General features: G+C 69.5%; 26 protein-coding genes. 10 read left to right on the forward strand and 16 right to left on the reverse strand.

Annotation, left to right across the window (positions count from 1 at the left end; genetic code table 11):
* Positions 1 to 451 precede the first annotated feature (451 nt).
* On the reverse strand, positions 452 to 1093 hold the full coding sequence (locus tag G3I56_RS25970) for a DNA-3-methyladenine glycosylase (protein WP_164412945.1): 642 nt from the start codon (positions 1091 to 1093) through the stop codon (positions 452 to 454).
* Between the two features lie 145 nt (positions 1094 to 1238).
* Between G3I56_RS25970 and G3I56_RS25975 the strand changes: the two genes are divergently transcribed.
* The 3 genes from G3I56_RS25975 (at position 1239) to G3I56_RS25985 (ending at position 3262) form a co-directional block, all read left to right on the forward strand.
* Positions 1239 to 2021, forward strand: a complete 783-nt coding sequence (locus tag G3I56_RS25975) for a sporulation protein (RefSeq protein ID WP_164412947.1) — start codon at positions 1239 to 1241, stop codon at positions 2019 to 2021.
* 51 nt (positions 2022 to 2072) lie between these two features.
* Positions 2073 to 2612 carry a YbhB/YbcL family Raf kinase inhibitor-like protein gene (locus tag G3I56_RS25980; RefSeq protein ID WP_164412949.1) on the forward strand — a complete coding sequence of 180 codons (540 nt, stop codon included), beginning with the start codon at positions 2073 to 2075 and terminating at the stop codon, positions 2610 to 2612.
* Between the two features lie 143 nt (positions 2613 to 2755).
* A complete protein-coding gene (locus tag G3I56_RS25985) occupies positions 2756 to 3262 on the forward strand; it encodes an HNH endonuclease (protein WP_164412951.1) in 507 nt (168 codons plus the stop codon).
* A gap of 139 nt (positions 3263 to 3401) precedes the next feature.
* On the opposite strand, the gene G3I56_RS25990 is transcribed toward G3I56_RS25985, so the two are convergent.
* The 3 genes from G3I56_RS25990 to G3I56_RS26000 all read right to left on the reverse strand — a co-directional run bounded on the left by G3I56_RS25990 (position 3402) and on the right by G3I56_RS26000 (position 5832).
* On the reverse strand, positions 3402 to 4349 hold the full coding sequence (locus tag G3I56_RS25990) for an SPFH domain-containing protein (protein ID WP_164412952.1): 948 nt from the start codon (positions 4347 to 4349) through the stop codon (positions 3402 to 3404).
* Between the two features lie 150 nt (positions 4350 to 4499).
* A complete protein-coding gene (locus tag G3I56_RS25995; protein WP_164412954.1) occupies positions 4500 to 4931 on the reverse strand; it encodes an NfeD family protein in 432 nt (143 codons plus the stop codon).
* Between the two features lie 109 nt (positions 4932 to 5040).
* Positions 5041 to 5832: an ABC transporter ATP-binding protein gene (locus G3I56_RS26000; RefSeq protein WP_164412956.1), complete on the reverse strand. Its 792-nt coding sequence runs from the start codon at positions 5830 to 5832 to the stop codon at positions 5041 to 5043.
* 129 nt (positions 5833 to 5961) lie between these two features.
* Here G3I56_RS26000 and G3I56_RS26005 point away from each other — a divergent pair, with 129 nt between their 5' ends.
* Positions 5962 to 6744 carry a hypothetical protein gene (locus G3I56_RS26005; RefSeq protein ID WP_164412958.1) on the forward strand — a complete coding sequence of 261 codons (783 nt, stop codon included), beginning with the start codon at positions 5962 to 5964 and terminating at the stop codon, positions 6742 to 6744.
* Positions 6745 to 6958: 214 nt separating this feature from the next.
* Here the strand turns inward: G3I56_RS26005 and G3I56_RS26010 are convergent, their stop codons facing one another.
* The 4 genes from G3I56_RS26010 to G3I56_RS26025 form a co-directional block, all read right to left on the reverse strand.
* Positions 6959 to 7198 (reverse strand): chaplin, encoded by a 240-nt coding sequence (locus G3I56_RS26010; protein WP_164412960.1) that lies wholly within the window; start codon positions 7196 to 7198, stop codon positions 6959 to 6961.
* Between the two features lie 200 nt (positions 7199 to 7398).
* The gene (gene chpE / locus G3I56_RS26015) at positions 7399 to 7644 is read right to left on the reverse strand and encodes a chaplin ChpE (RefSeq protein WP_164412962.1); all 246 of its coding nucleotides are present in this window, start codon (positions 7642 to 7644) and stop codon (positions 7399 to 7401) included.
* Positions 7645 to 7791: 147 nt separating this feature from the next.
* Complete coding sequence (locus tag G3I56_RS26020; protein ID WP_164412964.1) at positions 7792 to 8433, reverse strand: response regulator transcription factor; 642 nt, start codon at positions 8431 to 8433, stop codon at positions 7792 to 7794.
* Positions 8426 to 9571, reverse strand: coding sequence for a GAF domain-containing sensor histidine kinase (locus G3I56_RS26025; protein ID WP_164412966.1), 1146 nt, complete (start codon positions 9569 to 9571; stop codon positions 8426 to 8428). The genes G3I56_RS26020 and G3I56_RS26025 overlap by 8 nt, the downstream gene beginning before the upstream one ends.
* A gap of 184 nt (positions 9572 to 9755) precedes the next feature.
* Between G3I56_RS26025 and G3I56_RS26030 the strand changes: the two genes are divergently transcribed.
* The 3 genes from G3I56_RS26030 (at position 9756) to G3I56_RS26040 (ending at position 12565) form a co-directional block, all read left to right on the forward strand.
* Positions 9756 to 10451: an SDR family NAD(P)-dependent oxidoreductase gene (locus G3I56_RS26030; protein ID WP_164412968.1), complete on the forward strand. Its 696-nt coding sequence runs from the start codon at positions 9756 to 9758 to the stop codon at positions 10449 to 10451.
* Entirely contained in the window at positions 10448 to 11494 is a 1047-nt protein-coding gene (locus G3I56_RS26035) for an S-adenosylmethionine:tRNA ribosyltransferase-isomerase (protein ID WP_164412970.1), read from the forward strand. Before G3I56_RS26030 ends, G3I56_RS26035 begins: the two co-directional genes overlap by 4 nt.
* 339 nt (positions 11495 to 11833) lie before the next feature.
* Positions 11834 to 12565 (forward strand): transglycosylase SLT domain-containing protein, encoded by a 732-nt coding sequence (locus tag G3I56_RS26040; RefSeq protein WP_164412972.1) that lies wholly within the window; start codon positions 11834 to 11836, stop codon positions 12563 to 12565.
* Positions 12566 to 12653: 88 nt separating this feature from the next.
* Here G3I56_RS26040 and G3I56_RS26045 read toward each other — a convergent pair whose 3' ends face one another.
* Positions 12654 to 15143 (reverse strand): FHA domain-containing protein, encoded by a 2490-nt coding sequence (locus G3I56_RS26045; RefSeq protein WP_164412974.1) that lies wholly within the window; start codon positions 15141 to 15143, stop codon positions 12654 to 12656.
* 239 nt (positions 15144 to 15382) lie between these two features.
* On the opposite strand from G3I56_RS26045, the gene G3I56_RS26050 reads away from it, so the two are divergent.
* Positions 15383 to 17416 (forward strand): streptophobe family protein, encoded by a 2034-nt coding sequence (locus G3I56_RS26050; protein WP_164412976.1) that lies wholly within the window; start codon positions 15383 to 15385, stop codon positions 17414 to 17416.
* Between the two features lie 105 nt (positions 17417 to 17521).
* Positions 17522 to 18724, forward strand: coding sequence for a phosphoserine phosphatase SerB (gene serB, locus G3I56_RS26055; RefSeq protein WP_164412978.1), 1203 nt, complete (start codon positions 17522 to 17524; stop codon positions 18722 to 18724).
* A gap of 125 nt (positions 18725 to 18849) precedes the next feature.
* Here the strand turns inward: serB and G3I56_RS26060 are convergent, their stop codons facing one another.
* The 4 genes from G3I56_RS26060 to G3I56_RS26070 form a co-directional block, all read right to left on the reverse strand.
* A complete protein-coding gene (locus tag G3I56_RS26060; protein WP_164412979.1) occupies positions 18850 to 19368 on the reverse strand; it encodes a histidine phosphatase family protein in 519 nt (172 codons plus the stop codon).
* Between the two features lie 85 nt (positions 19369 to 19453).
* Positions 19454 to 19657, reverse strand: coding sequence for a hypothetical protein (locus G3I56_RS26065; protein WP_203690705.1), 204 nt, complete (start codon positions 19655 to 19657; stop codon positions 19454 to 19456).
* Positions 19658 to 19814: 157 nt separating this feature from the next.
* Complete coding sequence (locus G3I56_RS44795; RefSeq protein WP_105974872.1) at positions 19815 to 19931, reverse strand: SGM_5486 family transporter-associated protein; 117 nt, start codon at positions 19929 to 19931, stop codon at positions 19815 to 19817.
* Between the two features lie 65 nt (positions 19932 to 19996).
* Positions 19997 to 21331 carry an MFS transporter gene (locus G3I56_RS26070; RefSeq protein ID WP_164412981.1) on the reverse strand — a complete coding sequence of 445 codons (1335 nt, stop codon included), beginning with the start codon at positions 21329 to 21331 and terminating at the stop codon, positions 19997 to 19999.
* A 46-nt stretch (positions 21332 to 21377) separates the two neighbouring features.
* On the opposite strand from G3I56_RS26070, the gene G3I56_RS26075 reads away from it, so the two are divergent.
* Entirely contained in the window at positions 21378 to 22067 is a 690-nt protein-coding gene (locus G3I56_RS26075; RefSeq protein WP_164412983.1) for a FadR/GntR family transcriptional regulator, read from the forward strand.
* Here G3I56_RS26075 and G3I56_RS26080 read toward each other — a convergent pair.
* The 3 genes from G3I56_RS26080 to fabG all read right to left on the reverse strand — a co-directional run bounded on the left by G3I56_RS26080 (position 22042) and on the right by fabG (position 24087).
* Positions 22042 to 22413, reverse strand: a complete 372-nt coding sequence (locus tag G3I56_RS26080) for a hypothetical protein (RefSeq protein WP_164412985.1) — start codon at positions 22411 to 22413, stop codon at positions 22042 to 22044. The two genes, G3I56_RS26075 and G3I56_RS26080, sit on opposite strands and share 26 nt — an antisense overlap.
* A 196-nt stretch (positions 22414 to 22609) precedes the next feature.
* A complete protein-coding gene (gene fabI / locus G3I56_RS26085; protein ID WP_164412987.1) occupies positions 22610 to 23377 on the reverse strand; it encodes an enoyl-ACP reductase FabI in 768 nt (255 codons plus the stop codon).
* 5 nt (positions 23378 to 23382) lie between these two features.
* Positions 23383 to 24087: a 3-oxoacyl-[acyl-carrier-protein] reductase gene (gene fabG, locus G3I56_RS26090; RefSeq protein ID WP_164412988.1), complete on the reverse strand. Its 705-nt coding sequence runs from the start codon at positions 24085 to 24087 to the stop codon at positions 23383 to 23385.
* Between the last annotated feature and the right edge of the window lie 96 nt (positions 24088 to 24183).

The raw sequence follows: 24183 nt of genomic DNA on the forward strand, positions 1-24183 counted from the left end.
GTTTACTACTTCAAAGGAACCTCAACCCACAGACAAAGCCTGTGAGCCGGGGTATCAACAAACTTGGCGTTGATTTTTGGCACGCTGTTGAGTTCTCAAGGAACGGACGCTTCCTTCGTACTCACCCTCTCGGGCTTTCCTCCGGGCAGTTTCCCTTCGGTCTTGCGTTACCGACTCTACCAGACCGTTTTTCGATCCGATTCCCTGTCAGCGGGATTGCCTTAAGCTTTCCGGCTTTCGCCCGTCTGCCTTTCGACATTCACTACGTTAGCCGCTTCCCTCGGTAACTCATAATCGAGTTCCGCGGGTTCGCAATTCGGTGTGCAGGCACACCGAAATCGCCCCCGCTGAGAGGGAGTCGAAGGTAGTGGGTTGGCCACTTCCGGCTGCAGGCGATCGCCGTACCCGGGTCAAGCGGCTCGGACTACACTACGTACCCCCCAAGGGCCCGTCAAGTTGAGCGGCGACGGGGCGCATGAGCTCGATAAGGGCTCACCGTTGGGTCGTTGGTGATCCAGAAGCGCCAGGGGTGGACACCCCCGTCGCCGGCGACACCGGTGCGTGGACCACTGCTCACCTGCTCGGAGCTGACCGGGGTGCCGGTCAGGACCGTGATCGGCGAGATCCCGGAGGCGCAGGCGTCCGTACCGTCGAGGGCCCTGTCGACGCCCAGGGCTGTGGCCAGGCGGGCCGGCCCTTTGGCCAGTTCTTTGTCGTTTCGGGCTGAAAGTCGACGTTTGCGGGCGAGTTCGGCGCCCTCGATGATCTCGCCGGCCCGCAGGAGAATCCCGCTCGCCACGCCCTCGGGGCCGCACACCAGGTTCATGCAGTGCCACATGCCGTAGGTGAAGTAGACGTACACATGTCCGGGCGGACCGAACATCACGCTGTTGCGGGGTGTGGGGCCTCGATAGGCGTGGGAGCCGGGGTCGTTCGCGCCGTCGTACGCCTCCACCTCTGTGAGGCGCAGTTCGATCGGACCGTCCGGGGTGGTGCGTACGAGGACGCGGCCCAACAGGTCGGGGGCGACCTCCAGTACCGGCCGGTCGAAGAACTCCCTGGGGAGGGGCGTACGGTCAGCGGGCGCGATCATGCCGTCCGAGCGTAATACAGGTGTGTCTCGGCGAACGGGGTGGCCAGGAAGCGTCCGCCTTGCCAGGGTGAGGACGGAACCGGCCACGGCCGGATCGCGTTTCTAAGGATCAAGGGATCGCAAGGATCGCTGGAGAAGGAGAGACATGGCGTTCAAGAAGCTGCTCGCGAGCCTGGGTGCCGGTGGGGCTTCGGTCGAGACGGTGTTGACAGAGGTCAACGTCGTTCCGGGCGGTGTCGTCCAGGGTGAGGTGCGGATCCAGGGCGGTTCCGTCAACCAGCAGATCGAAGGGCTGTCCGTCGGACTCCAGGCCAAGGTCGAGGTCGAGGGCGGCGATCAGGAGTACAAGCAGGACATCGAGTTCACGAAGGTGCGGCTGGGCGGTGCCTTCGAGGTTCAGGCCGGTGCCGTGCACGTCGTGCCGTTCGGGCTGGAGATCCCCTGGGAGACACCGGTCACGATGATCGACGGTCAGGCGCTGCGTGGGATGAACATCGGGGTGACCACCGAGCTGGCGATCGCACGTGCCGTCGACTCCGGTGACCTGGACCCCATCAACGTGCACCCGTTGCCCGCGCAGAAGGCGATCCTGGACGCCTTTCTCCAGTTGGGCTTCCGTTTCAAGAGTGCGGACCTGGAGCGCGGTCACGTTCGCGGTACGCGGCAGAAGCTTCCCTTCTACCAGGAGGTCGAGTTCTTCCCGCCGGCGCAGTACCGGGGCCTCAACCAGGTCGAGTTGACCTTCGTCGCCGACGAGCACTCGATGGACGTCGTCCTGGAGATGGACAAGAAGCCGGGTCTGTTCAGTGAGGGCAGCGACACCTTCCGGTCGTTCCAGGTGGGCCAGCACGACTACCAGGGCACTGACTGGGCCGCGTACCTGAACCAGTGGCTGGCCGAGGTCGGCAGCAAGCGCAGCTGGTTCTAGTAGCGTCCGAGACGGATACGGATCCGACTCATCCCACCAGGAGGTACCGAGGTGACCGAGTTCAAGAGGCCGCCGCTGCCGCACGACTTCCATCCTCCCGTGCCGTCGTTCACGGTCACTAGTGAGGATGTCGAGGCGGGGGCGACGCTCAAGGACGCTCAGGTCTACGCGTCCGGCAACACCTCGCCGCAGCTGCGGTGGGAGGGGTTCCCGGCGGAGACCAGGAGTTTCGCCGTGACCTGCTACGACCCCGACGCGCCTACGGGCAGCGGGTTCTGGCACTGGGTCGCCTTCGACATCCCGGCCTCGGTGACCGAGTTGGCGGCGGGTGCGGGCAGCGGCAAGTTCGAGGGGCTGCCCGAGGGTGTCGTCCAGGTGCGCAACGACTACGGCACACGGGACTTCGGCGGTGCGGCGCCGCCGGCCGGGGACGGTCCGCACCGCTATGTGTTCACGGTGTACGCCGTGGATCAGGAGAAGCTGGGTCCGGACGCGGACGCGTCGCCCGCGGTCGTCGGTTTCAATCTGCGGTTCCACGCGATCGCGCGCTCCCAACTCGTCGGTGAGTACGAGGTTCCCGCCGAAGACTGACGTTCATTGCACGTTTGCCCGCCTCTGGTCTTGGAAGTGATCAGAGGCGGGCATTTTTATTGCGTTGTCCATCTCGGCGTGCCCGGCCAGAGTTGATCCAAGCCCGCCATGCGGTGGGCCTGTGAGCAGAGGAGGTGGGCTGGATGCGGGACACGCTGGTACTGAACGCGAGCTTCGAGCCACTGTCGACGGTGACGTTGAACCGGGCCGTCGTTCTGGTGCTGCAGGACAAGGCTGTTGTCGAGCAGGCCCACCCCGAGATCCGTATGCGTGGAGCGGCGGTCGACATACCCGCGCCGCGTGTGATCAGGCTCTGCCGTTATGTCCGGGTGCCGTTCCGAAGACAAGCTCCGTGGTCGAGGCGGGGCGTGCTGGTCCGGGACCGGCACCGGTGCGCGTACTGCGGTCGTCGGGCGACGACCGTGGACCATGTGGTGCCGCGCGCGCAGGGTGGGCAGGACTCCTGGCTGAACACCGTCGCGTCGTGCGCGGAGGACAACCACCGTAAGGCGGCCCGGACTCCGGAACAGGCAGGGATGCCGCTGTTGCGGCTGCCGTTCGAGCCTTCGCCAGCGGACGCGATGCTGCTGTCCTTGGGGCAGGGGGAGTTCGACGCGCTGCCGGAGTGGTTGGTGCAGCCCGCGGCGTAGTTGGTGCGGGTGGGACCTTTCCGAGGTCCACTGGTAGTTCGCCTGCTGCGGGCTCGTTGTGGCTTGTCGCGCCCACGCGGCGGAGCCGCAAATCGACACAGCCCCGCGCCCCTTTGAGGCGCGGGGTTCCTCAAAGCCGTCAGTCTGTGATTGACGGCTTTTCTCGGCGTTCGGTGCCCCCGCCCTGATTGTCTCCGCCGCCCGAACCGCCGCCGAAGTTGAGGTTGCCCATGGCGCCGGACAGGCCCTTGAGTGCGTCGCCGATTTCGCTGGGGACGATCCAGAGCTTGTTGGCGTCGCCCTGGGCGATCTTCGGGAGCATCTGGAGGTACTGGTAGGCGAGGAGCTTCTGGTCCGGGTCACCGGCGTGGATGGCCTCGAAGACCGTACGGACGGCCTGGGCCTCGCCCTCGGCGCGCAGGGCGGCGGCCTTGGCCTCACCTTCGGCGCGCAGGATCGAGGACTGCTTCTCACCTTCCGCCGTGAGGATCTGGGACTGGCGGATACCTTCGGCGGTGAGGATCGCGGCGCGCTTGTCACGGTCGGCGCGCATCTGCTTCTCCATCGAGTCCTGGATGGAGGTCGGGGGCTCGATCGCCTTCAGCTCGACGCGGTTGACGCGGATGCCCCACTTGCCGGTGGCCTCGTCGAGGACTCCGCGCAGGGCCGCGTTGATCTCCTCGCGGGAGGTCAGGGTCCGCTCCAGGTCCATGCCACCGATGATGTTGCGGAGTGTGGTGACGGTGAGCTGCTCGATGGCCTGGATGTAGCTCGCGACCTCGTACGTCGCCGCCCGCGCGTCCGTCACCTGGTAGTAGATGACGGTGTCGATGTTGACGACCAGGTTGTCCTGGGTGATCACCGGCTGCGGCGGGAACGGCACGACCTGTTCGCGGAGGTCGATGCGGTTGCGGATGGTGTCGATGAACGGGACGACGATGTTCAGGCCCGCGTTGAGTGTCCGCGTGTAGCGGCCGAACCGTTCGACGATGGCGGCGCTGGCCTGTGGGATGACCTGGATGGTCTTGATCAGGGCGATGAAGACCAACACCACCAGAATGATCAGGACGATGATGATGGGTTCCATCGTGGATCCCCGTATCCCTTCTCCGCCTTGGCGCTTACGGAAAGATCGTATGCCTGTTGAAGATCTTGCTTGTTGAAGATCTTCATCGTGGAGTGTGACAGACCGTCGGCTGCCCCGTGGACGTTCCGTCCACTTACGCGTCGGGCGAGGTCACATGACGATCGCCGTGGCTCCCTCGATCTCGACGACGTCCACCTCCTGGCCTACTTCGTAAGCGAGTTGGGGGTCGAGGGCGCGGGCCGACCAGACCTCACCGGCGAGCTTGATCCGGCCGTCGGAGCCGTCGACGCGTTCCAGGACGACGGCCTGTTTGCCCTTCAACGCGTCGATTCCGGAAAGGAGTTGGGGCCGGTCGGCGCGGTGCCGGGTCGCGATGGGCCGTACGACGGCGATGAGCGCGGTCGACACGACGGCGAACACGAGCACCTGGACGACGATTCCGCCGCCCAGTCCGGCCGCGCCGGCAGCCGCCAGCGCGCCCACGGCGAGCATGCCCAGTTCCGGCATCGCGGTCACCACGAGCGGGATACCCAGCGCCACCGCGCCGACGAGCCACCACACCCACGCGTCGATGTCGTTCACATCGTCATGGTAGGTCCGCGGGCCTGGTCACCGACAGGGCGCCGATCAACTTGGCACAGGCTTCTTCCAGTTGTTCTACAAGGTGGTTCCCGCGAAACGGGGTGTGCCGTCAGGACATCGACAGACCCTGGGCGGTCCAGCGTTCGCCGACCTGCTCGACGACGAGGGGGAGGCCGAAGCACATCGACAGGTTGCGGGAGGTGAGTTCGAGCTCCAGGGGACCGGCGGCGAGCACCTTGCCCTGACGGATCATCAGGACGTGGGTGAAGCCCGGGGCGATCTCCTCGACATGGTGCGTGACCATGATCATGGAGGGTGCGATCGGGTCGCGAGCGAGCCGGCCGAGACGGCGTACGAGGTCCTCGCGACCACCGAGGTCGAGGCCTGCGGCGGGCTCGTCGAGGAGCAGCAGCTCGGGGTCGGTCATCAGGGCGCGGGCGATGAGGGTGCGCTTACGCTCGCCCTCGGAGAGGGTGCCGAAGCGACGTTCGAGGTAGTCGCTCATGCCGAGGCGGTCGAGGAAGGCGCGGGCGCGCTGTTCGTCGATGTCCTCGTACTCCTCCTGCCAGCCGGCCGTCATGCCGTACGCGGCGGTCAGCACCGTCTGGAGCACGGTCTGGCGCTTGGGCAGCTTGTCGGCCATGGCGATGCCTGCCATGCCGATGCGCGGGCGCAGGTCGAAGACGTCGACCTTGCCGAGGGTCTCGCCGAGGATGGTGGCGGTGCCGTGGCTGGGGAAGAGGTAGCTGGAAGCGAGGTTCAGGAGGGTTGTCTTCCCGGCGCCGTTCGGGCCGAGGATGACCCAGCGTTCGCCCTCTTTGACCGACCAGGAGACCTGGTCCACCAGAGCCCGGCCCTCGCGGACCACGGATACGTCCTCCAGCTCCAGAACATCGCTCATGAGCGGGTTGTCTCCCCTTGCAGTGTCGGCCAGTCTCGCGTTCGTGTGCGCCTGTGGGCGCAGCCCCCCACGAAATCTACGCCACTGGTCGGCCGGTCCCGCCCCTCGGTCGGTCCTTAGGGTGGGGGCATGCTTTCGGAACCACGCTCAGGACGACTGGCCGCATGGGGAAATGCCCTGTTGGCCGGACTTGTTTCGCCGGACGACGCGGTAGTGGCCATCGTCGGGGAGGACGCGGTGCACCGGGTCGAGGGGCTGCCCGGTGAGTCGGCGCCCGTCGGTCTCACGCTCGCGCTGGGACGGCTGCGGACGCTCGGTGCGTCCGGGCTGCGGATCGCGCTGCCCGCGCCGGGGCATCCGCTCGGGCTGAGCGGGCCCCCCGAGTTCAACGCGCGGGCGCTGGAAGCGGAGGAGGCGGTGATCTGCGAGGACGCCGCGCTGGGGCTGGTGCCGGAGGTGTACGAGGCCGGGCCGGCCGGGGACGTGCACATCGAGGTCGTCTGGCACTGCCTGCCGGTACGTGAGGCGCCGCCCGCCGACGTGCCGTCCCTCGGGGAGGCCGAGCGCGAGCTGGCGGAGGCACTGCGGGACGCGACGGCTGTGTTGTCGCAGCTGGACGTCGCCGGTTCCGGGCCGATCGCGGAGGCGGCGGTCGACGCGTACCGGGCGCGGGCGGAGCGGGGGCGCGAGGTGCTGGCGCCGGGGTATCCGCCTCGGGCGGTACGGGTGCTGGAGCTGGCGCAGCGGGTGGGGCTGCTGATCTCGGTGGCGTCCGAGAACGGGCCCGGCGGGGCGGTGAGCGCCTCGGAGATCGCGGCGCGGGCGGAGGCGTTGCGGCCGGTGGAGCGGACGGCCCGGCGGGCGCAGGTCGCGGCGTACAACTCCGTTGTGGAGGAGCGGGGGGTGCGGTGAGGTTTGTTGTGGGGTGCCGTGCGGTGCGGTTCGGCTGGGGTGGGCGTTGCTGGGGGCTGCGCCCCCAGACCCCCCTACGGCCCTGAACGGGCCTTGTCCTCAAACGCCGGACGGGCTGGATGGTGCAGGCCCGCGCTGAAGAGATACCGCCCCGCGCAAGCCAGAAGCCCCGCGAACCATCTGCTCGTTCGCGGGGCTCTCTGGTGTCGTGATGTCAGTCGTTCACGCCGTTGTTGCCGAAGGCCGGGTTCAGGAGGCCGATGACGTTGACGCTGTCGCCGACCACGTTGACCGGGACGTGCACGGGGACCTGGCCGAGGTTGCCCGACCCCACGCCGGGCGACTTCGCGGTCACACCGTGGGCACCCGCGTCGGCGACGGCGACGCCGGCAGCCGCGCCCGCGGCGGCACCGGCGATGGTGACGGCCACGGCGGCCTTCTTGGCGATGTTCATGGGAAACGTCCTCCTGCGGTTGCTTGGCGACCCGACCGCGGGTCGTGCGCTGCGCAACGCGGGAGAGGTACCGGGCGACACGGACTCCGAAGGCAGAGTGCCCGTTTGAGGCAATCCGCCGCGTCCGACCGGCCTCCCGGGCGTACCCGGGAGGCCGGAGGTCAGGACCTCAGCACCTCAGTGCTTCGGCGGCTCGGTCCTCAGTGGTTGAGGCCGAGGTTGCCGAAGGCGGGGTTCAGCACGCCGATGACGTTGACGCTGTTGCCCACCGCGTTCACCGGGATGTGCACCGGGGCCTGGATGAGGTTGCCCGAGACGACGCCCGGCGAGCCCACGGCCTGGCCGTTGGCGTGCGAGCCTTCCGTGGCCGAGGCGAAACCGGCACCGGCGGCGACCAGGCTGCCCGCCACCATCGTCACAGCAGCGGCCTTCTTCAGGTTCTTCATGTCTGAGCCCTCCCTTTGCGTTCACCGCGGCAGGTCGCCGCGGCACGCACTGAAGAACGCCGGAGATCCACGAAGGATGCGCCATCCGGGGGACATTCCCACGACGGTATGAATCTCAGCCCGGAAGGGAACGTTCCGAGTTGCCGGTCATCCGACCACACCATGACGTACCGCCCACAACGCCGCCTGTGTACGGTCCGCCAGATCGAGTTTCATCAGGATGTTCGAGACATGCGTCTTGACCGTCTTCTCGGACAGCACCAGGGCACGGGCTATCTCCCGGTTCGAGCGGCCGTCCGCGATCAGGGTCAGCACCTCCCGCTCCCGCTCGGTGAGCGAACCGCTCCTCCCCTGGCCCGAGTGCGTCTCCTCCTGGCTCAGTAGCGCATCAGCCACCTCGGGCTGGAGCAGGATGTGCCCGGCGTGCACGGAACGGATGGCGCCGGCGAGGGCGTCCGGGTCGATGTCCTTGTACACGTATCCGGCGGCGCCCGCACGCAGTGCGGGGACCACGGTGCGCTGCTCGGTGAAGCTCGTGACGATCAGCACGCGCGCGGGGTTGTCGAGTTCGCGGAGTCTGCGCAGTGCCTCGACGCCATCCATGCCCGGCATCTTGACGTCCATGAGGACGACGTCGGGTTTCAGTTCCTCCGCACGGTCGACTCCCTCGGCACCGTCCGACGCCTCGCCCACCACCTCGATGTCGTCCTGCACTTCGAGGAACGTGCGCAGGCCCCGGCGGACCACCTGGTGGTCGTCGACGAGCAGCACCCTGATCGCGTCAGCCACCGGGGACCTCCATCTCGATCGTGGTGCCCTTTCCGGGCGCCGATTCCACGTCCAGCCGGCCGCCGACCCCGCTCGCCCGGTCCCGCATGGAGACCAGGCCGAGGTGGCGTCCGGCGCTGCGGACAGCCGTCGGGTCGAAGCCACTGCCGTCATCGGTGACGCGCAGGGCGGCGCCCTGGCCGCGTTTCGCCAGGGTCACCTCCACGCGGGCTGCTCCGGAGTGCCGCAGCGCGTTGTGCAGGGCCTCCTGGGCGACCCGCAGCAGTGCCTCCTCCTGTGAGGCCGGCAGGGCGCGGACCCCGCGGCTGTCGAAGGTCACGCGCGCGGAGTGCGCGCGGTCGAGGACCTGGATGTGGGTACGGAGCGTGGCGATCAAACCGTCCTCGTCCAGGGCCGTGGGGCGCAGCTCCACGACCGCCGCGCGCAGTTCGTCGGCGGCCTCGGCGGCGAGCGCGGCCACCTGCTGCAGCTCGCCCTTGGCACGGGCTGGGTCGCGGTCCACGAGGGTGGCGGCGGCCTGGGCGGTCAGGCGCAGGGAGAACAGCTTCTGGCTGACCGCGTCGTGCAGTTCGTGGGCGAGGCGGGAGCGCTCCTCGGCGATGGTCAGTTCGCGGCTGCGCTCGTAGAGGCGGGCGTTGGTCAGGGCGATCGCCGCGTGCTGGGCCAGGATGGCGAGGAGGTCTTCGTCGTCCTCGGTGAAGCCGCAGCCGCCGAACGGTTTCGGACAGTTCTTGTTGGCCAGGAAAAGTGCCCCCAGCACCTCGTCGCCGTCCCGGATCGGCAGGCCCAGGAAGTCGGACATGTCGGGGTGGGCGGACGGCCAGCCCTCGAAGCGCGGGTCCTCGCGGACGTCCGCCAGGCGCTGGGGGCGGGCCTCGCGCAGCATCGCGGCGAGGATGCCGTGCTGGCGTGGCAGCGGGCCGATGGCCTTCCACTGGGCGTCGCTGACACCGTCGACCACGAACTGGGCGAAGCCGCCGTGGTCGTCCGGGACCCCCAGCGCCGCGTACTGCGCGTCGAGCAGCTCTCTGGCGGAGGCGACGATCGTCTTGAGGACGTCACGCACCTCCAGATGCCTGCTCATGGCCAGCAGCGCGGCGCTCACCGCGGCCAGGCCGGACCGTGGTCCTTGACTCATGCCCTCACGGTACCGGCGGGTGTGACAGTGCGTATCCGCCCTGTGGCGCCCCTGCCTGGTCCGAAGGACCTAGGGCGAAGGACCTCACGCATTGCGGCCCCTGGACGAGGCGGCCGGGACCGTTCCGTTCCTACGTTGGACGCACCGCCGATCATCGGCGGCCGAGGACGAGGGGACGAGCGTCATGCCGGTAGCGATCATCACAGGGGCTTCCAAGGGACTGGGGCGGGCACTGGCCTCGGCGCTCGCCCAACGGGGCTGGGATCTCGTACTTGACGCCAGGACCCCGGAGGTCCTGCATGCCACCGCCGAGGCGCTCGCCGCGCACGGCGTGCGGGTGGAGGCCCTTCCCGGTGATGTCACGGACGCGAGTCACCGTGCCGGGCTGGTGTCGGCGGCACGGAAGCTGGGCGGCGTCGATCTCCTGGTGAGCAACGCGAGCGCGTTGGGCGCCGAACCCCTCGTACGGCTGGAGGGGCTGCCCCTGGAGGGGTTGCGGCGGGCGCTGGAGGTGAACGTGGTGGCCGCGCTGGGCCTGGTCCAGGAGGCACTGCCGTCGCTGCGGGAGTCCGCGGCCGGAACGGTTATCGCCGTCAGTTCGGACGCGGCGGCGGAGGCGTACGAGACGTGGGGTGGCTACGGGGCGTCCAAGGCGGCCCTCGACCGGTTGGCGGCGGTGCTCGGGGAGGAGGAGCCGGGGGTGCGGGTCTGGGCGGTCGACCCCGGTGACATGGGGACGGACCTGTACGCGGCAGCCGTGCCTGACGATGCCGATCCACGTCCGGATCCCGGCAGTGTCGTGCCCGCCTTTCTGCGGCTGCTGGACGAGCGGCCCGCGAGTGGGCGGTACGCGGCGTTCTCCCTGTCGGAGGGGCGATGACACTCGCCGTACAGGTGCCGGAGGAGTTGTCGGCGCGGGTGCCGGCCGAGCAGCGGGGTCCAGGGCTGGACCGGGACGCCGTACGGCTGCTCGTGTCGCGGGGGACCGCGGTGTCGCATCACGGGTTCGACGAGCTGCCCCGGCAGCTGCGAGCCGGGGATCTGCTCGTCGTCAACACGTCGCCGACGCTGGCCGCCGCCATGGACGGGTGGATAGGGCACGCGCGCGTGGTGGTGCATTTCTCGACGCGCGGGGACGACGGGCGGTGGGCCGTCGAGCTGCGGGATCCAGACGGGACGGGCACCACGCGCGCGCGTGCGGGCGCCTCGGGGACGGCTGTGCGGCTGCCCGGGGGTGCTGGGCTGGTTCTCGAGGAACCGTTGAGCGTGTGCGCCACCCGGCTGTGGTGGGCCCGGGTGACCGGGCGGGTGCTGTCTCTTCTGCGGGGGCACGGGCGCCCCATTCGTTACTCCTATACGGAGCGCGATCAGCCGCTGTCCGTCTATCAGACGGTGTTCGCGCTGCCGTCCCGCGACGGGACGGGCAGCGCGGAGATGCCGAGTGCCGCGCGGCCGTTCACCGCGCGGCTGGTGGCGGAGCTGGTGAGCCGGGGTGTGCAGTTCGCGCCCGTCAGGCTGCACACGGGGGTCGCGTCGGCGGAGGCGCACGAGCCGCCGTATCCGGAGCGGTTCGCGGTGCCGGAGGCCTCGGCGCGGCTGATCAACGCCGTGCGGGCCGGGGACGGACGGGTCGTGGCGGTCGGTACGACGGCTGTACGGGCCGTGGAGTCCGCGGCGGGGCCGGACGGCGCGGTCCGGGCGGCCGAGGGATGGACCGACCTGGTGGTGACGCCCGAGCGTGGGGTGCGGGTCGTGGACGGGCTGCTGACGGGGCTGCACGAGCCGGAGGCGTCGCATCTGCTGATGCTGGAGGCGGTCGCGGGGCGGGCGGCTGTCGGCCGTGGGTACGAGGAGGCGCTGCGCGAGCGGTACCTGTGGCACGAGTTCGGGGACGTGCATCTCCTTCTTCCGGAGGAGGCTTGAGCCAGGCTCCTCACGCTGAGCATTGCTCCCGCAACTAATGGTGAGACGGGTGCTCGGCCGATGTGACCCCGCACATAGGACCCACATCACTTACTAGCGACCATAGGAGACAAACGTCCACCCGGTGAGCGGGAAAGACGCTCCGGTCTGTCCCGTTTTGCCCTTCCCGAGTCCACTACCCCTCGTAGTACGTCACACCTTTGCCACATCATTTTGCGGCCGCTAAGAATGGCAGCCGTCGCTCAGCGCCGCGGGTTCCGCCCGCGGCGTTTGTGCCGGAAGCACGCCTGTCCCCGGGCACCGAGCGACATCCGCGCTATTCGAAGAGGTCCATCCGCCATGTCCAAGAACACCGCCACTCCTGGTCATAGTCGTATGTCCGCCAGGACCCGCAGGCTCGCGATCGCCGGTGCCGCCACGCTCGCCTCCGCCGCCCTCGCGTTCACCCTTGCGCCGGGCAGCTCGCAGACCACCTCGGAGGCCACCTCCGCCGCCCCTGTGGTGTTCAGCCAGGAGCAGGTCAAGGACGTGAAGGCGAGCGTCACCGACCAGCTGGCCGGCGCGACCGTGAAGGCCGAGGCCGCCGCCGCGAAGAAGGCCGCCGACGCGGCTGCCGCCAAGAAGGCCGCGGCGAAGGCCGCCGCGAAGAAGAAGGCCGCGGCCAAGGCCGCGAAGGAGCGCAAGGCGAAGGAGGCCGCGAGCCGGTCCGCCAAGCGCGCCGCGCTCAAGAAGGCCGCCACGAAGACGTACGGCAACAACCTCGACGGCTGGATCCGCGAGGCCCTCGACATCATGGGGAACAAGGGCATCCCGGGCTCCTACAACGGCCTGTACCGCAACATCATGCGGGAGTCGACGGGCAACCCGAACGCCATCAACGGCTGGGACGTCAACGCCCAGAACGGCACCCCGTCGATCGGTCTGCTCCAGGTCATCCAGCCGACCTTCAACGCGTACCACGTCTCCGGTACGTCGACGAGCATCTACGACCCGGTCGCCAACATCACGGCCGCCGCCAACTACGCGGCCGACAAGTACGGCTCGATCGACAACGTCAACGGCGCGTACTGAGGCCTGCGCGGACCTCTGACTCGTACCCACAGGCGAAAAGGGCGGCACCCCCACCGGGGTGCCGCCCTTCACCGTCGTACGGCCTTGATCACTTGCGCATGACCTCGGGCTCGTGGCGGCGCAGGAAGCGGGCCACGAAGAAGCCGCAGACCACGCCGATGGCGATCAGGGCGACCATGTCGATGCCCCAGGCCATGGCCGTGTGGTCCCAGAGAGGGTCCGTGCTGCCGGGATCGTCGACGTTCGGGCTGATCTTGTTGAAGTCGAGCGTGGCGCCCGCGGCGGCGACCGCCCAGCGGGAGGGCATCAGGTACGAGAACTCGTTGACGCCGATGTTGCCGTGCAGGATGAACAGGCAGCCGGTGAACACGACCTGGATGATCGCGAACATGACGAGCAGCGGCATCGTCTTCTCGGAGGTCTTCACCAGCGAGGAGATGACCAGCCCGAACATCATCGACGAGAAGCCGAGCGCCATGATCGGGACGGAGAGTTCGAGCAGCACGAACTTGCCGAAGACCAGGCCCTCGTCCGGGATCGTGCGGCTGGAGAAACCGATCGCGCCGACCATGAGGCCCTGCAGGACCGTGATGAAGCCGAGGACGATCACCTTGGACATCAGATACGCGGAGCGCGACAGGCCGGTCGCACGCTCCCGTTCGTAGATGACCCGTTCCTTGATCAGCTCGCGGACGGAGTTGGCGGCGCCGGCGAAGCAGGCACCGACCGCGAGGATGAGGAGGACGGTGGTGGCCGTGCCGTTCGGGATGTTGAGGCCGTTCCTGCCCACCTTGCCCGGCAGCAGGGTCTTGTCCGGGTCGATGAGCAGGCTCACCGCGCCGAGCACCGCGGGCAGGATCACCGTCAGCGCCAGGAAGCCCTTGTCGGAGACGATGACCGTCACGTATCGCCGGATCAGGGTCATCAGCTGTGAGCCCCAGCCCTGCGGCTTGGGCGGGCGCATGGCCTGTGCGGCGGGCATGTCCACGGACTGCGGGGCGACGGCGTCGATGTCCGCGGCGTACATCTGGTAGTGCTGCGAGCCCTTCCAGCGGCCCGCCCAGTCGTAGTCGCGGTAGTTCTCGAAGGAGGAGAAGACGTCGGCCCAGGTGTCGTAGCCGAAGAAGTTCAGGGCCTCCTCGGGCGGGCCGAAGTAGGCGACCGAGCCGCCCGGCGCCATCACCAGGAGTTTGTCGCAGATCGCCAGTTCGGCCACGGAGTGCGTGACGACCAGGACCGTACGGCCGTCGTCGGCGAGGCCGCGCAGCAGCTGCATGACGTCACGGTCCATGCCCGGGTCGAGGCCGGAGGTCGGCTCGTCCAGGAAGATCAGCGACGGCTTGGTGAGCAGTTCCAGGGCCACCGAGACGCGCTTGCGCTGGCCGCCGGAGAGGGAGGTGACCTTCTTCTCCTTGTGGATGTCGAGCTTGAGCTCGCGCAGCACCTCGCCTATGCGGTGCTCGCGCTCCTCCGTCGTGGTGTCGGCGGGGAAGCGCAGTTTGGCCGCGTACTTGAGGGCCTTCTTGACGGTCAGTTCCTTGTGCAGGATGTCGTCCTGCGGGACCAGACCGATGCGCTGGCGCAGCTCGGCGAACTGCTTGTACAGGTTGCGGTTGTCGTAGAGGACGTCGCCCTGGTTGGCGGGCCGGTAGCCCGTGAGCGCCTTGAGGAGCGTCGACTTGCCGGAGCCGGACGGGCCGATGACCGCGATCAGCGACTTCTCCGGGACACCGAAGGAGACGTCCTTGAGGATCTGCTTGCCGCCGTCCACGGTGACCGTCAGATGGCGGGCCGAGAAGGAGATCTCGCCGGTGTCGACGAACTCCTCGAGGTGATCGCCGACCAGGCGGAACGTGGAGTGGCCGACGCCGACGATGTCGTTCGGGCCGAGCAGCGCGGTGCCGCCCTTGGCGATCGGCATGCCGTTGACGTACGTACCGTTGTGCGAGCCCAGGTCGTGGATCTCGAAGCGGCCGTCGGGCGTCGCGTGGAACTCCGCGTGGTTGCGGGAGACCTGGAGGTCGGAGACGACCAGTTCGTTCTCCAGGGCGCGGCCGATGCGCATCACCCGGCCGAGGTGGAGCTGGTGGAAGGTGGTCGGGCTGCGGTCGCCGTACACCGGCGGCGCCCCGGCGCTCTGAGGCGGTGCGGACGCGTGCTGGGGCCCCGGCCAGCTCTGTTCCGGCGCCTCGTGCTGGGGCGGCTGCGCCCAGGAGGGGCTCGCGCCCTGGGCCGCGAACGGCTGTTGCTTAGCCTCCGCCACCTGCGGCGTCGCGACCGAGGCGGCACTGCTGGAGAGGTTCAGACGCGGGCCGTCGGTCGCGTTGCCGAGATGGACGGCCGAGCCCGGCCCGATCTCCATCTGGTGGATCCGCTGCCCCTGCACGAAGGTGCCGTTGGTGCTGCCGTGGTCCTCGATGACCCAGCTCCGGCCGCCCCAGCTGATCGTGGCGTGCCGCCAGGAGACCCTGGCGTCGTCGAGCACGATGTCCCCCTGCGGATCACGCCCGAGGGCGTATGGCCTGGACGAATCGAGCGTCCAGGTCCGTTCGTTCAATTCCAGTACGAGTTCCGGCACTCCGCGCCCCACTGAGTTGTCCCCCGAAATTGCCCCAACACGGGGAGTCTAGGGATGTCGAACATCGGGGGGAACTATTTCAGGCTCAGCCCCCTGACCGAAAGTCGGGCCTTGCGGACGGGGCGTGGAAGCGGACAGCGACGCGCCGTTGACGGCGTGGAAACCGGCCCGGAGAGTGGTAATCCCACGCGAGGGGGACACGCGGGGTGGACCGCCGCCGCGCGGATCGGGGGCTGACGATGGGCATCGAGACCGCCGGGCAGGGCGGGAGGCTGCCGTGGGGAGACGTACTGCTCTCCGCGATCGCCTCTGTGAGCTGGGCGTTGATCGGAATGGCGGGCACCGCGGCGCTCGGTCTGCATCTGCTGGAGGCGGATTCCACGGCCTCGCTCGGGCCGATGACCGCGGCGGTTGTGGCACTTGGGGCGGGTGGTTCGGTCACACCGTCCGGTGACGTGTCGGCCTTCGGCCTGGAAGGGGCCCAGGCGGCGACCGCCGTCGAGATCACGCCACTGGGCGTCGGCCTGGTGGGCGCGGTGCTCCTGTCATGGTTCTTCCTACGCTCCCTGCGCGGGGCGGGAGTGGTGATCTCGCTGTCCGAACTCCTCACGCGCGCGGGCGCGGTGATCGCCCTTTTCGTGGCCACTCTGGGCGGGCTGGCCTGGGCGGGGCACGACCTCATCACCATCGACGGAGGCAGTCTGGGCCTCGACAGTCTGCCGGGCACGGGCGGCGGAGGTGACGGGGGCGGGGGCCTCGACGTCCCCGGGCTCGGCGACATCAGTGGTCTGCTGCCCGACCGGGTCGGCGACCTGATCGACGCGAAGGCGGCGGTCGGCTTCACCGTCGACACGCTCCCCACCCTGCTCGGGGGCCTGGTCTGGGCGGCCGGAGTCCTGACGATCGCCCTCCTGGCCTCCCGCCGCACTCCCCTGCCGCGCGGCTGGGAAGCGGTCCACCGTGTCGTACGGCCGGCGGTGTCCGCCCTGGTCACCGTGGCGCTGGTGGCGGTGGCGGCGGGGTTCGCGGCAGCCGCGTACGCGGCGATCGGCGACGCCCATCCCAAGCGCATCGCGGGCGCGGCGCTGCTCGGCGCCCCCAACGGGGTCTGGCTGGGTATCACGATCGGCCTGTTCGTCCCGTTCGACGGAAGTGCGTCCGGGGTGCTGGTGAACGTCCTCCCGGACCCCCTGGACCGCCTCCTCAGCTCGGCGGACGACCAGTCGGTCAGCCTGGGCAGACTGGCCGAGCTGGACAGCCGGGTGTGGCTGCTGGGAGTCGCGGCGGCCTTGATGATGCTGCTCGCGGGCATCCTGGCGGCGGCCCGGACACCGCTGGCCCGGGGTGTCGGCCCGGACGGCGTCGACGGGCGGGTACCCCTCGCCGTACGGGATCCGGGCGCCCTGCGTTTCGCCGGCCGGTGCGCGTTGCGGCTGGGGATGGTGACCGCGGTGGCGCTGCCGCTGTTCGCCTGGCTGGCGGAGGTGTCCGTGGACGCCTCGATCTCGGTCCTGGGCTTCGACGCGTTCGGCGCCGGAATCGAACTGCACGGACAACTCGTCGCGGCTCTGCTGCTGGGCGCGGTGTGGGGCGCGCTCGCGGGAGCCGCCGGCGCGCTGCTGGCGTACGTGAGCGGGGCGGCGGGGTGGCGGGCGGTGCCGTTGGCACTGGGTGACGCGTGGGCGGGTCCGGGCGGGGTGCCGACGGCTGTGGGGACGAGCGGGGTGCCGGGTGCGGCGGCCGAGGAGGCGCGGTACGGGGTTCACCCTGAGCAGGTCCCCGGACCAGGTCCGTATTCCGGCCCGTACACGCCCGGCTCGTCGTACCGGCCGCCCAACCGTGACACCAATCCGTATCTACGGCTGCCCGACGGGCGTGGGGAGCCCGAGGACGCGCGGCCGGCCGGGACGGGGCAGCCCTACGGGGGTGGCTGGGCGCCCGGTGCCCCGCGTACGGAGGCGTGGTCGCCCGACAGCAGCGGCGCGCCCGGGCGGGACATTTCCGGCGAGGGGAGCGGTCCGGGCGCGGGCCGCGGTGCGGGCGACCAGCAGGGCTCGGGTGAGGGGGGTGGTCCGAGTGAGGGAGAGCAGCCGCCCGAGAACATGTACGGCCTTCCCACCATGGCCAGGCCGCTCTCGCCGCCGCCGCGACGGCCCGGACAGCCCGGACGCCCCAGGGGGGGGTCGTCGGAATCCGTGCCGGAGAAACGGACCCCTCCCCCGCCCCCGCCGCCTCCTCCCCCGCCGCCACGCACCCCCAAGGGACGGCGCTGACCTGCTCGTAAGGTCTTCGCCACCCCCGCGAAACGTATTGTTCCCCGTCCGTCAGGCGGACCGCGTGCGCGGTAGGCACTGGGTGCCGGATACGGTGGAAACACCATGAACGCTACGCAGACCGCTGACGTACCCACCCTTCTCGTCAAAATCTTCGGCAAGGACAGGCCGGGCATCACCGCCGGTCTGTTCGACACGCTTGCCGCCTACTCCGTGGACGTCGTCGACATCGAGCAGGTCGTCACGCGTGGCCGCATGGTGCTGTGCGCGCTCGTGACGCAGCCGCCTGCCGGTATCGAAGGCGATCTGCGGTCCACCGTCCACAGCTGGGCGGAGTCCATGAAGATGCAGGCGGAGATCATCTCCGGGCTCGGTGACAACCGGCCGCGCGGGCTCGGGCGTTCGGTGGTGACCGTGCTCGGGCATCCGCTGACCGCCGAGTCGACCGCCGCGATCGCCGCGCGGATCACCAGGACCGGCGGCAACATCGACCGTATCTTCCGGCTCGCCAAGTACCCCGTGACGGCGGTCGAGTTCGCCGTCTCCGGGGTCGCGACCGAGCTGCTGCGCACCGCCCTGGTCACCGACGCGGCGGCACTCGGTGTCGATATCGCGGTCGTCGCGGCGGGGCTGCACCGGCGGGCTCAGCGGCTGGTCGTCATGGATGTGGACTCGACGCTCATCCAGGACGAGGTGATCGAGCTATTCGCCGCGCACGCGGGATGCGAGGACGAGGTCGCCAAGGTGACCGCCGCCGCGATGCGCGGGGAACTGGACTTCGAGCAGTCGCTGCACGCACGGGTGGCGCTGCTCAAGGGGCTCGACGCGTCGGTGGTGGACAAGGTGCGCAGCGAGGTCCGGCTCACGCCGGGGGCGCGCACGCTGATCCGTACGCTGAAGCGGCTCGGCTTCGAAGTGGGTGTCGTCTCGGGTGGGTTCACCCAGGTCACGGATGATCTGAAGGAGCGGCTCGGGCTGGACTTCGCCCAGGCCAACACGTTGGAGATCGTCGACGGGAAGCTGACGGGCAGGGTCGTCGGCGAGATCGTGGACCGGGCGGGCAAGGCCCGGCTGCTGCGGCGGTTCGCGGCGGAGGCCGGGGTGCCGCTGGATCAGACCGTGGCGATCGGTGACGGGGCGAACGACCTGGACATGCTGAACGCGGCGGGACTCGGCGTCGCCTTCAACGCCAAGCCGGTCGTGCGGGAGGCCGCGCACACGGCGGTGAACTTCCCCTTCCTGGACACCGTGCTGTATCTGCTGGGGGTCACTCGGGAAGAGGTCGAGGCGGCGGATACGCAGGAGTAGCCCGCTGGGAGTCTCGCGGGGCGGCGACTCTTCGGTGGGGTTTGTGCTTCGTCGCCGACGCCGATGTTGACGGTAGGCGGCAGACAGCAGGCGGCACATGCTGTGCCGCCTGCCGCCGACGGGACCTATTCCGTCGGTGCCCAGAAGTCGAGCAGCGTTGCCGTACCCGGTTCCAGGCCCTTCCAGGAGCCCGGGAAGGAGAGGGTCGCGAAGGCCGCCGCCGGGAAGCCCCGTTTGGTCAGCCTTGCGCGGGGGTCACCCTCGGACTCGCCGGCCAGGATGTCGGTGAGGGCCTGAACTCCTGGGTTGTGGCCGATCAGGACCACGTTCTGGGTGTCGTCCGGGGTTTCGTTGAGCAGGGCGATGAGCTCGCCGGGTGAGGCGTCGTAGATCCGCTCCTCGTAGACGGTCTTCGGCCGTTGCGGGAACTCCTGGACGGCGAGTTTCCAGGTCTCGCGGGTCCGGGCGGCTGTGGAGCAGAGAGCCAGGTCGAAAGCGATGCCGGTGTCTGCCAGCCTGCGCCCGGCGACGGCGGCGTCCTTGCGGCCCCGATCGGCGAGTGGCCGCTCGTGGTCGGCGACCTGGGGCCAGTCTGCTTTCGCATGCCGGAAGAGGACGATCCTGCGAGGTTCTGCGACGCTCATGGCACCCAGCTTCGCACGAAATACGCCATGGGGCGCAGGGAGTTGACGTGCGGCTCCGCAGGTGGGAATGAGGTGTTCCCGGCGCTCAACGCGTCACCAGGTCCCGTGCCCGCTCAAGGATGTGCGCGATGGCCGGGTCCCCCGTCGCAGCATGTGCGTCGGACGGGTTCAGCATCAGTACGAGCAGCGCGACGAACGCCAGAGTCGGCAGTGCCAGGGCCCACCACGGCAGCCGTATGTCGACTCCACGCGTGGTCGCCGGAAGGGGCCGGGAGTGCGTGGCCGACATGATGCCTCCGTGGGTCTTCGAGCCGTCCGTGGCCGGCATCTCGCGGCCACACCTCGAAGTTACGGAATCCCCGGCCCTCAACCCATCCGGTGATCCACCCACTTGACCCTGAGACCCGCCCCCTAGGGGTTGGTGGGGATACCCCCACCAACGGTCCTCACGGTGAGGCGATCGTCGCGATGACGGCGATGATCACGAAGATCGCGAAGAACGAGCCGAAGACGAGCAGCATCTTCTTCTGGCCGTTCTGGGGGTTCGGGTCGAGCACTGGCATATCGCCAGTCTCGCATCCGTCCCGCCCACCCGTACTCCCGGGGTGTCTGCGCCTGGCGGGGCGGGTCAGCGGGCCGCCGCCTCGTCCTCCACGGTGCGATCACGTCCCGCCAGTACGCCCACGACCATCTGCGGCAGCAGCAGGCCGGCCATCAGCGCGAGCGGCAGTCCCCAGCCACCGCTGTGCTGGTAGAGAACTCCGACGACGAGCGGTCCGGGGATGGAGATCAGATAGCCGGTGCTCTGGGCGAAGGCCGACAGCTGGGCGACGCCCGCGCCCGTTCTGGCCCGCATCCCGACCATCGTGAGGGCCAACGGGAAGGCGCAGTTGGCGATGCCGAGCAGTACGGCCCAGGCCCAGGCGCCGCCGGCCGGCGCGATGTACAGGCCCGCGTATCCGAGCAGTCCGCAGCAGCCGAGTACGACGACGATGGGCCCCTGGCGGGGCAGGCGCGTGGCGACGCGCGGGATGACGAAGGCGAGCGGCACTCCCATCGCCATGGTCACGGCCAGCAGCAGTCCGGCGGTGGCGGCCGGGACGCCCGCGTCCCGGAAGATCTGCGCCATCCAGCCCATGGTGACGTAGGCGGCGGTGGCCTGGAGCCCGAAGAACACGGCGAGCGCCCAGGCGGTACGGCTCCGGGTGATGCGCAGTACCCCGGCTCTCTCCCCTTCCCCCTTTCCCGTGGCGGACATCCCGCGCGCGGAGGGCGCCTCCCCCTTCGACCCGCCCGCGCCCCGTTCCCGTACCAGCGGGATCCACGGCACCACGGCCGCCGCCGCGAGAACCGCCCAGACGGCCAGTCCCGACCGCCAACTCCCGCCCAGCGCCTCGGTCATGGGCACGGTGATCGCCGCCGCGGCGGCGGTGCCGAGAGCGAGGGCCATTGAGTACAGGCCCGTCATGGAACCGACCCGGTCGGGGAACCAGCGTTTGACGACGACCGGCATCAGGACGTTGCTCACCGCGATACCCATGAGGGCGAGCGCGCTGGCGGCCAGGAAGCCGGCCGCGCTGCCCGTCCAGGGGCGGATCGCCAGGCCGGCGGCGATGGCGGCCATGCCCGCGCAGACGACCGCGCCGACGCCGAAGCGACGGGCCAGGCGCGGTGCCATGACGCCGAAGAGGGCGAAGCAGAACGGGGGTACGGAGGTGAGCACTCCGGCCGCGGTGCCGCTCATGCCGAGTCCGTCGCGCACTTCTTCGAGGAGGGCGCCGAGGCTGGTGATGGCGGGTCGGAGGTTGAGGGCGGACAGCACGATGCCGACGACGACCAGCCGCGTGACCCACGCGCGCGCGGGTGGTCCCACTGTCTCCTTCTCCGGCTCGGTCGAGCTGTGTACGGACAGGGCCGTGGACGCCGTCGTCCGGGTTTCGTCGCTCACCATGAAACCCAGCATAGAATCATAGGATGATTGGTTGTACTCCCCCGTGCGAAGATGTGCCATGCCGCCGCTGAGCCACCCCCGTCGATCGGCCCTGTCCGAGCAGGTCATCGCCGCACTGCGGAACCAGATCACCTCGGGCGAGTGGCCCGTCGGCTCGCGCATCCCGACCGAGCCCGAGCTGGTCGCGCAGCTCGGAGTGGCCCGGAACACTGTCCGGGAGGCGGTCCGGGCCCTCGCGCACAACGGGCTGCTGCACATCCGCCAGGGCTCGGGCACCTACGTAGCGGCGACCAGTGAGCTGGCCGGTGTGATGCACCGCCGGTTCGCCGACGCGGACCCCCGGCACATCGCCGAGCTGCGGTCCACGCTGGAGTCGGGCGCGGCCGAGCTGGCGGCCCTGCGGCGCACCGAACGCGACCTCAGGCAACTGGACGCGCTTCTGGGGCGCCGGGAGGAGGCCTGGGCGTCGGGCGACGCGGAGGCGTTCGTGACGGCCGACGCGAGCCTGCACATGGCGGTGGTGGCCGCGTCCCACAACGACGTGATGACGGCGATGTACGCGGACCTGGGCGAGGTGCTGCGGGACTGGCTGCGCGACGACGTGGGCGGGAAGCTGACTCCCCGGTCGTACGTGGACCACGCCCCGCTCGTCGAGGCGATCCGCGCGGGCGACTCGGCGGCTGCCGCCAGGGAGGCGGCGGGCTATCCGTTCGCGTGCCGGCTCAGGGCGTCCGCTTCTGGTGGCTGACCCACACGGAGCGGACCTCCTTCCAGCAGCGGCCGGTGAGCCGTACCGTCTGCGCGGGCCCGGCCTCGACCGATGAGCCGTCGCTGTCGAGGTCCCACCAGCGGTCGCACTCGATATGCAGACGTACGCGGTCGGCGGCCACGTAGGGGTTGTGGCAGTACGCGGTCACCTTGGAGCCGGTGACCCGGGTGTGGCAGGTGGAGCCGAAGGGCTCGGGCCGCTCCTGTTGTCGTCCCTCCACGCGTTGTCGTCCCTCCACGCGCGCGTGCGGAACGGCTTCGTACGGAAGGCCGGCTATGAGAGCGGCGGCGACGAGCAGCGGGGCGAAGCTGCGGGACAGGCGCACAAGGGGGAACCTCCTCGGCTGTGCCGGCGAGGGAACGCGAGGTGAACGCGTAATCCAGAGTGCCCAGTTACCTCTCTCCCCCGCCCGGCCGGATGAGCCGAACGGGTGACGGCGCACCGGCATACCGAAGGCCCGCGCCGGAACGGAACGCGGGCCCTCGAAATGTCGGCCGAGCCTGTGGCGGCAGCGGCAGCGGTCACGCGCCGATCGCGTGCAGCCCACCGTCCACGTGGATGATCTCGCCGGTGGTCTTCGGGAACCAGTCGCTCAGCAGGGCGACGATGCCGCGACCGGCCGGCTCCGGGTCCTTGAGGTCCCACTCCAGCGGGGAACGGTTGTCCCACACGGCGGCCAGGTCGCTGAAGCCCGGGATGGACTTGGCGGCCATCGAGGCGAGCGGGCCCGCGGAGATGAGATTGCAGCGGATGTTCTGCTTGCCCAGGTCGCGCGCCACGTAGCGGCTGGTGGCCTCCAGGGCGGCCTTGGCCGGGCCCATCCAGTCGTACTGCGGCCAGGCGTACTGAGCGTCGAAGGTGAGGCCGACGACCGAGCCGCCGTTCTGCATCAGCGGCAGGCAGGCCATGGTGAGCGACTTCAGGGAGTACGCCGAGACGTGCATGGCGGTGGCCACGGACTCGAACGGGGTGTTGAGGAAGTTGCCGCCCAGGGCGTCCTGCGGTGCGAAGCCGATGGAGTGGACGACGCCGTCGAGGCCGCCGAGCTCCTCGCCGACGAGGTCGGCCAGACGGCCCAGGTGCTCCTCGTTCGTGACGTCGAGCTCCAGGACCTTGGTGGGCTTGGGAAGCTTCTTGGCGATGCGCTCGGTCAGCGTGGGCCGCGGGAACGCGGTCAGGATGATCTCGGCGCCCTGCTCCTGGGCCAGTTTGGCGGCGTGGAAGGCGATGGACGACTCCATCAGCACACCGGAGATCAGGACGCGCTTGCCCTCGAGAATTCCGCTCATGGTGATCAGTGACCCATTCCCAGTCCGCCGTCAACGGGAATGACGGCTCCAGTGATGTACGAGGCGTCGTCCGAGGCGAGGAACCGCACCGTCGCGGCGATCTCCTCCGGCTGCGCGTACCGGCCGAGCGGCACCTGGGCGACGATGCCCTTGCGCTGCTCGTCGGTGAGGACCTTGGTCATGTCGGTGTCGACGAAACCGGGCGCGACCACGTTGAAGGTGATGTTGCGCGAGCCCAGCTCACGGGCGAGGGACCGGGCGAACCCGACGAGGCCGGCTTTGGAGGCGGCGTAGTTGGCCTGCCCCGGCGAGCCGTACAGCCCGACGACCGACGAGATCAGGACGACGCGGCCCTTCTTGGCGCGCAGCATGCCGCGGTTGGCACGCTTGACGACGCGGAAGGTGCCGGTCAGGTTGGTGTCGAGGACGGACGTGAAGTCCTCCTCGGACATACGCATCAGGAGCTGGTCCTTGGTGACACCGGCGTTGGCGACGAGGACCTCGACCGGGCCGTGCTCGGCCTCGATCTCCTTGTAGGCCTGCTCCACCTGCTCGGTGTCGGTGATGTCGCACTTGACGGCCAGGAAGCCTGCCGGCGGCTCACCGGAACGGTATGTGATGGCGACCTTGTCGCCGGCATCTGCGAACGCGCGGGCGATGGCGAGGCCGATGCCCCGGTTGCCTCCGGTGACGAGAACCGAGCGGCTCAACGGATCACCCTTTCGGTAGCGGTTCAGGACCTGTCCGAACACCCGGGTTGACAGGCTGCTTCCCCGAAAACCTATCGGTCCCCCCGCGCCCGCGGA

It is taken from the genome of Streptomyces sp. SID12488 (assembly GCF_010548275.1).
Classification (GTDB): Bacteria; Actinomycetota; Actinomycetes; order Streptomycetales; family Streptomycetaceae; genus Streptomyces.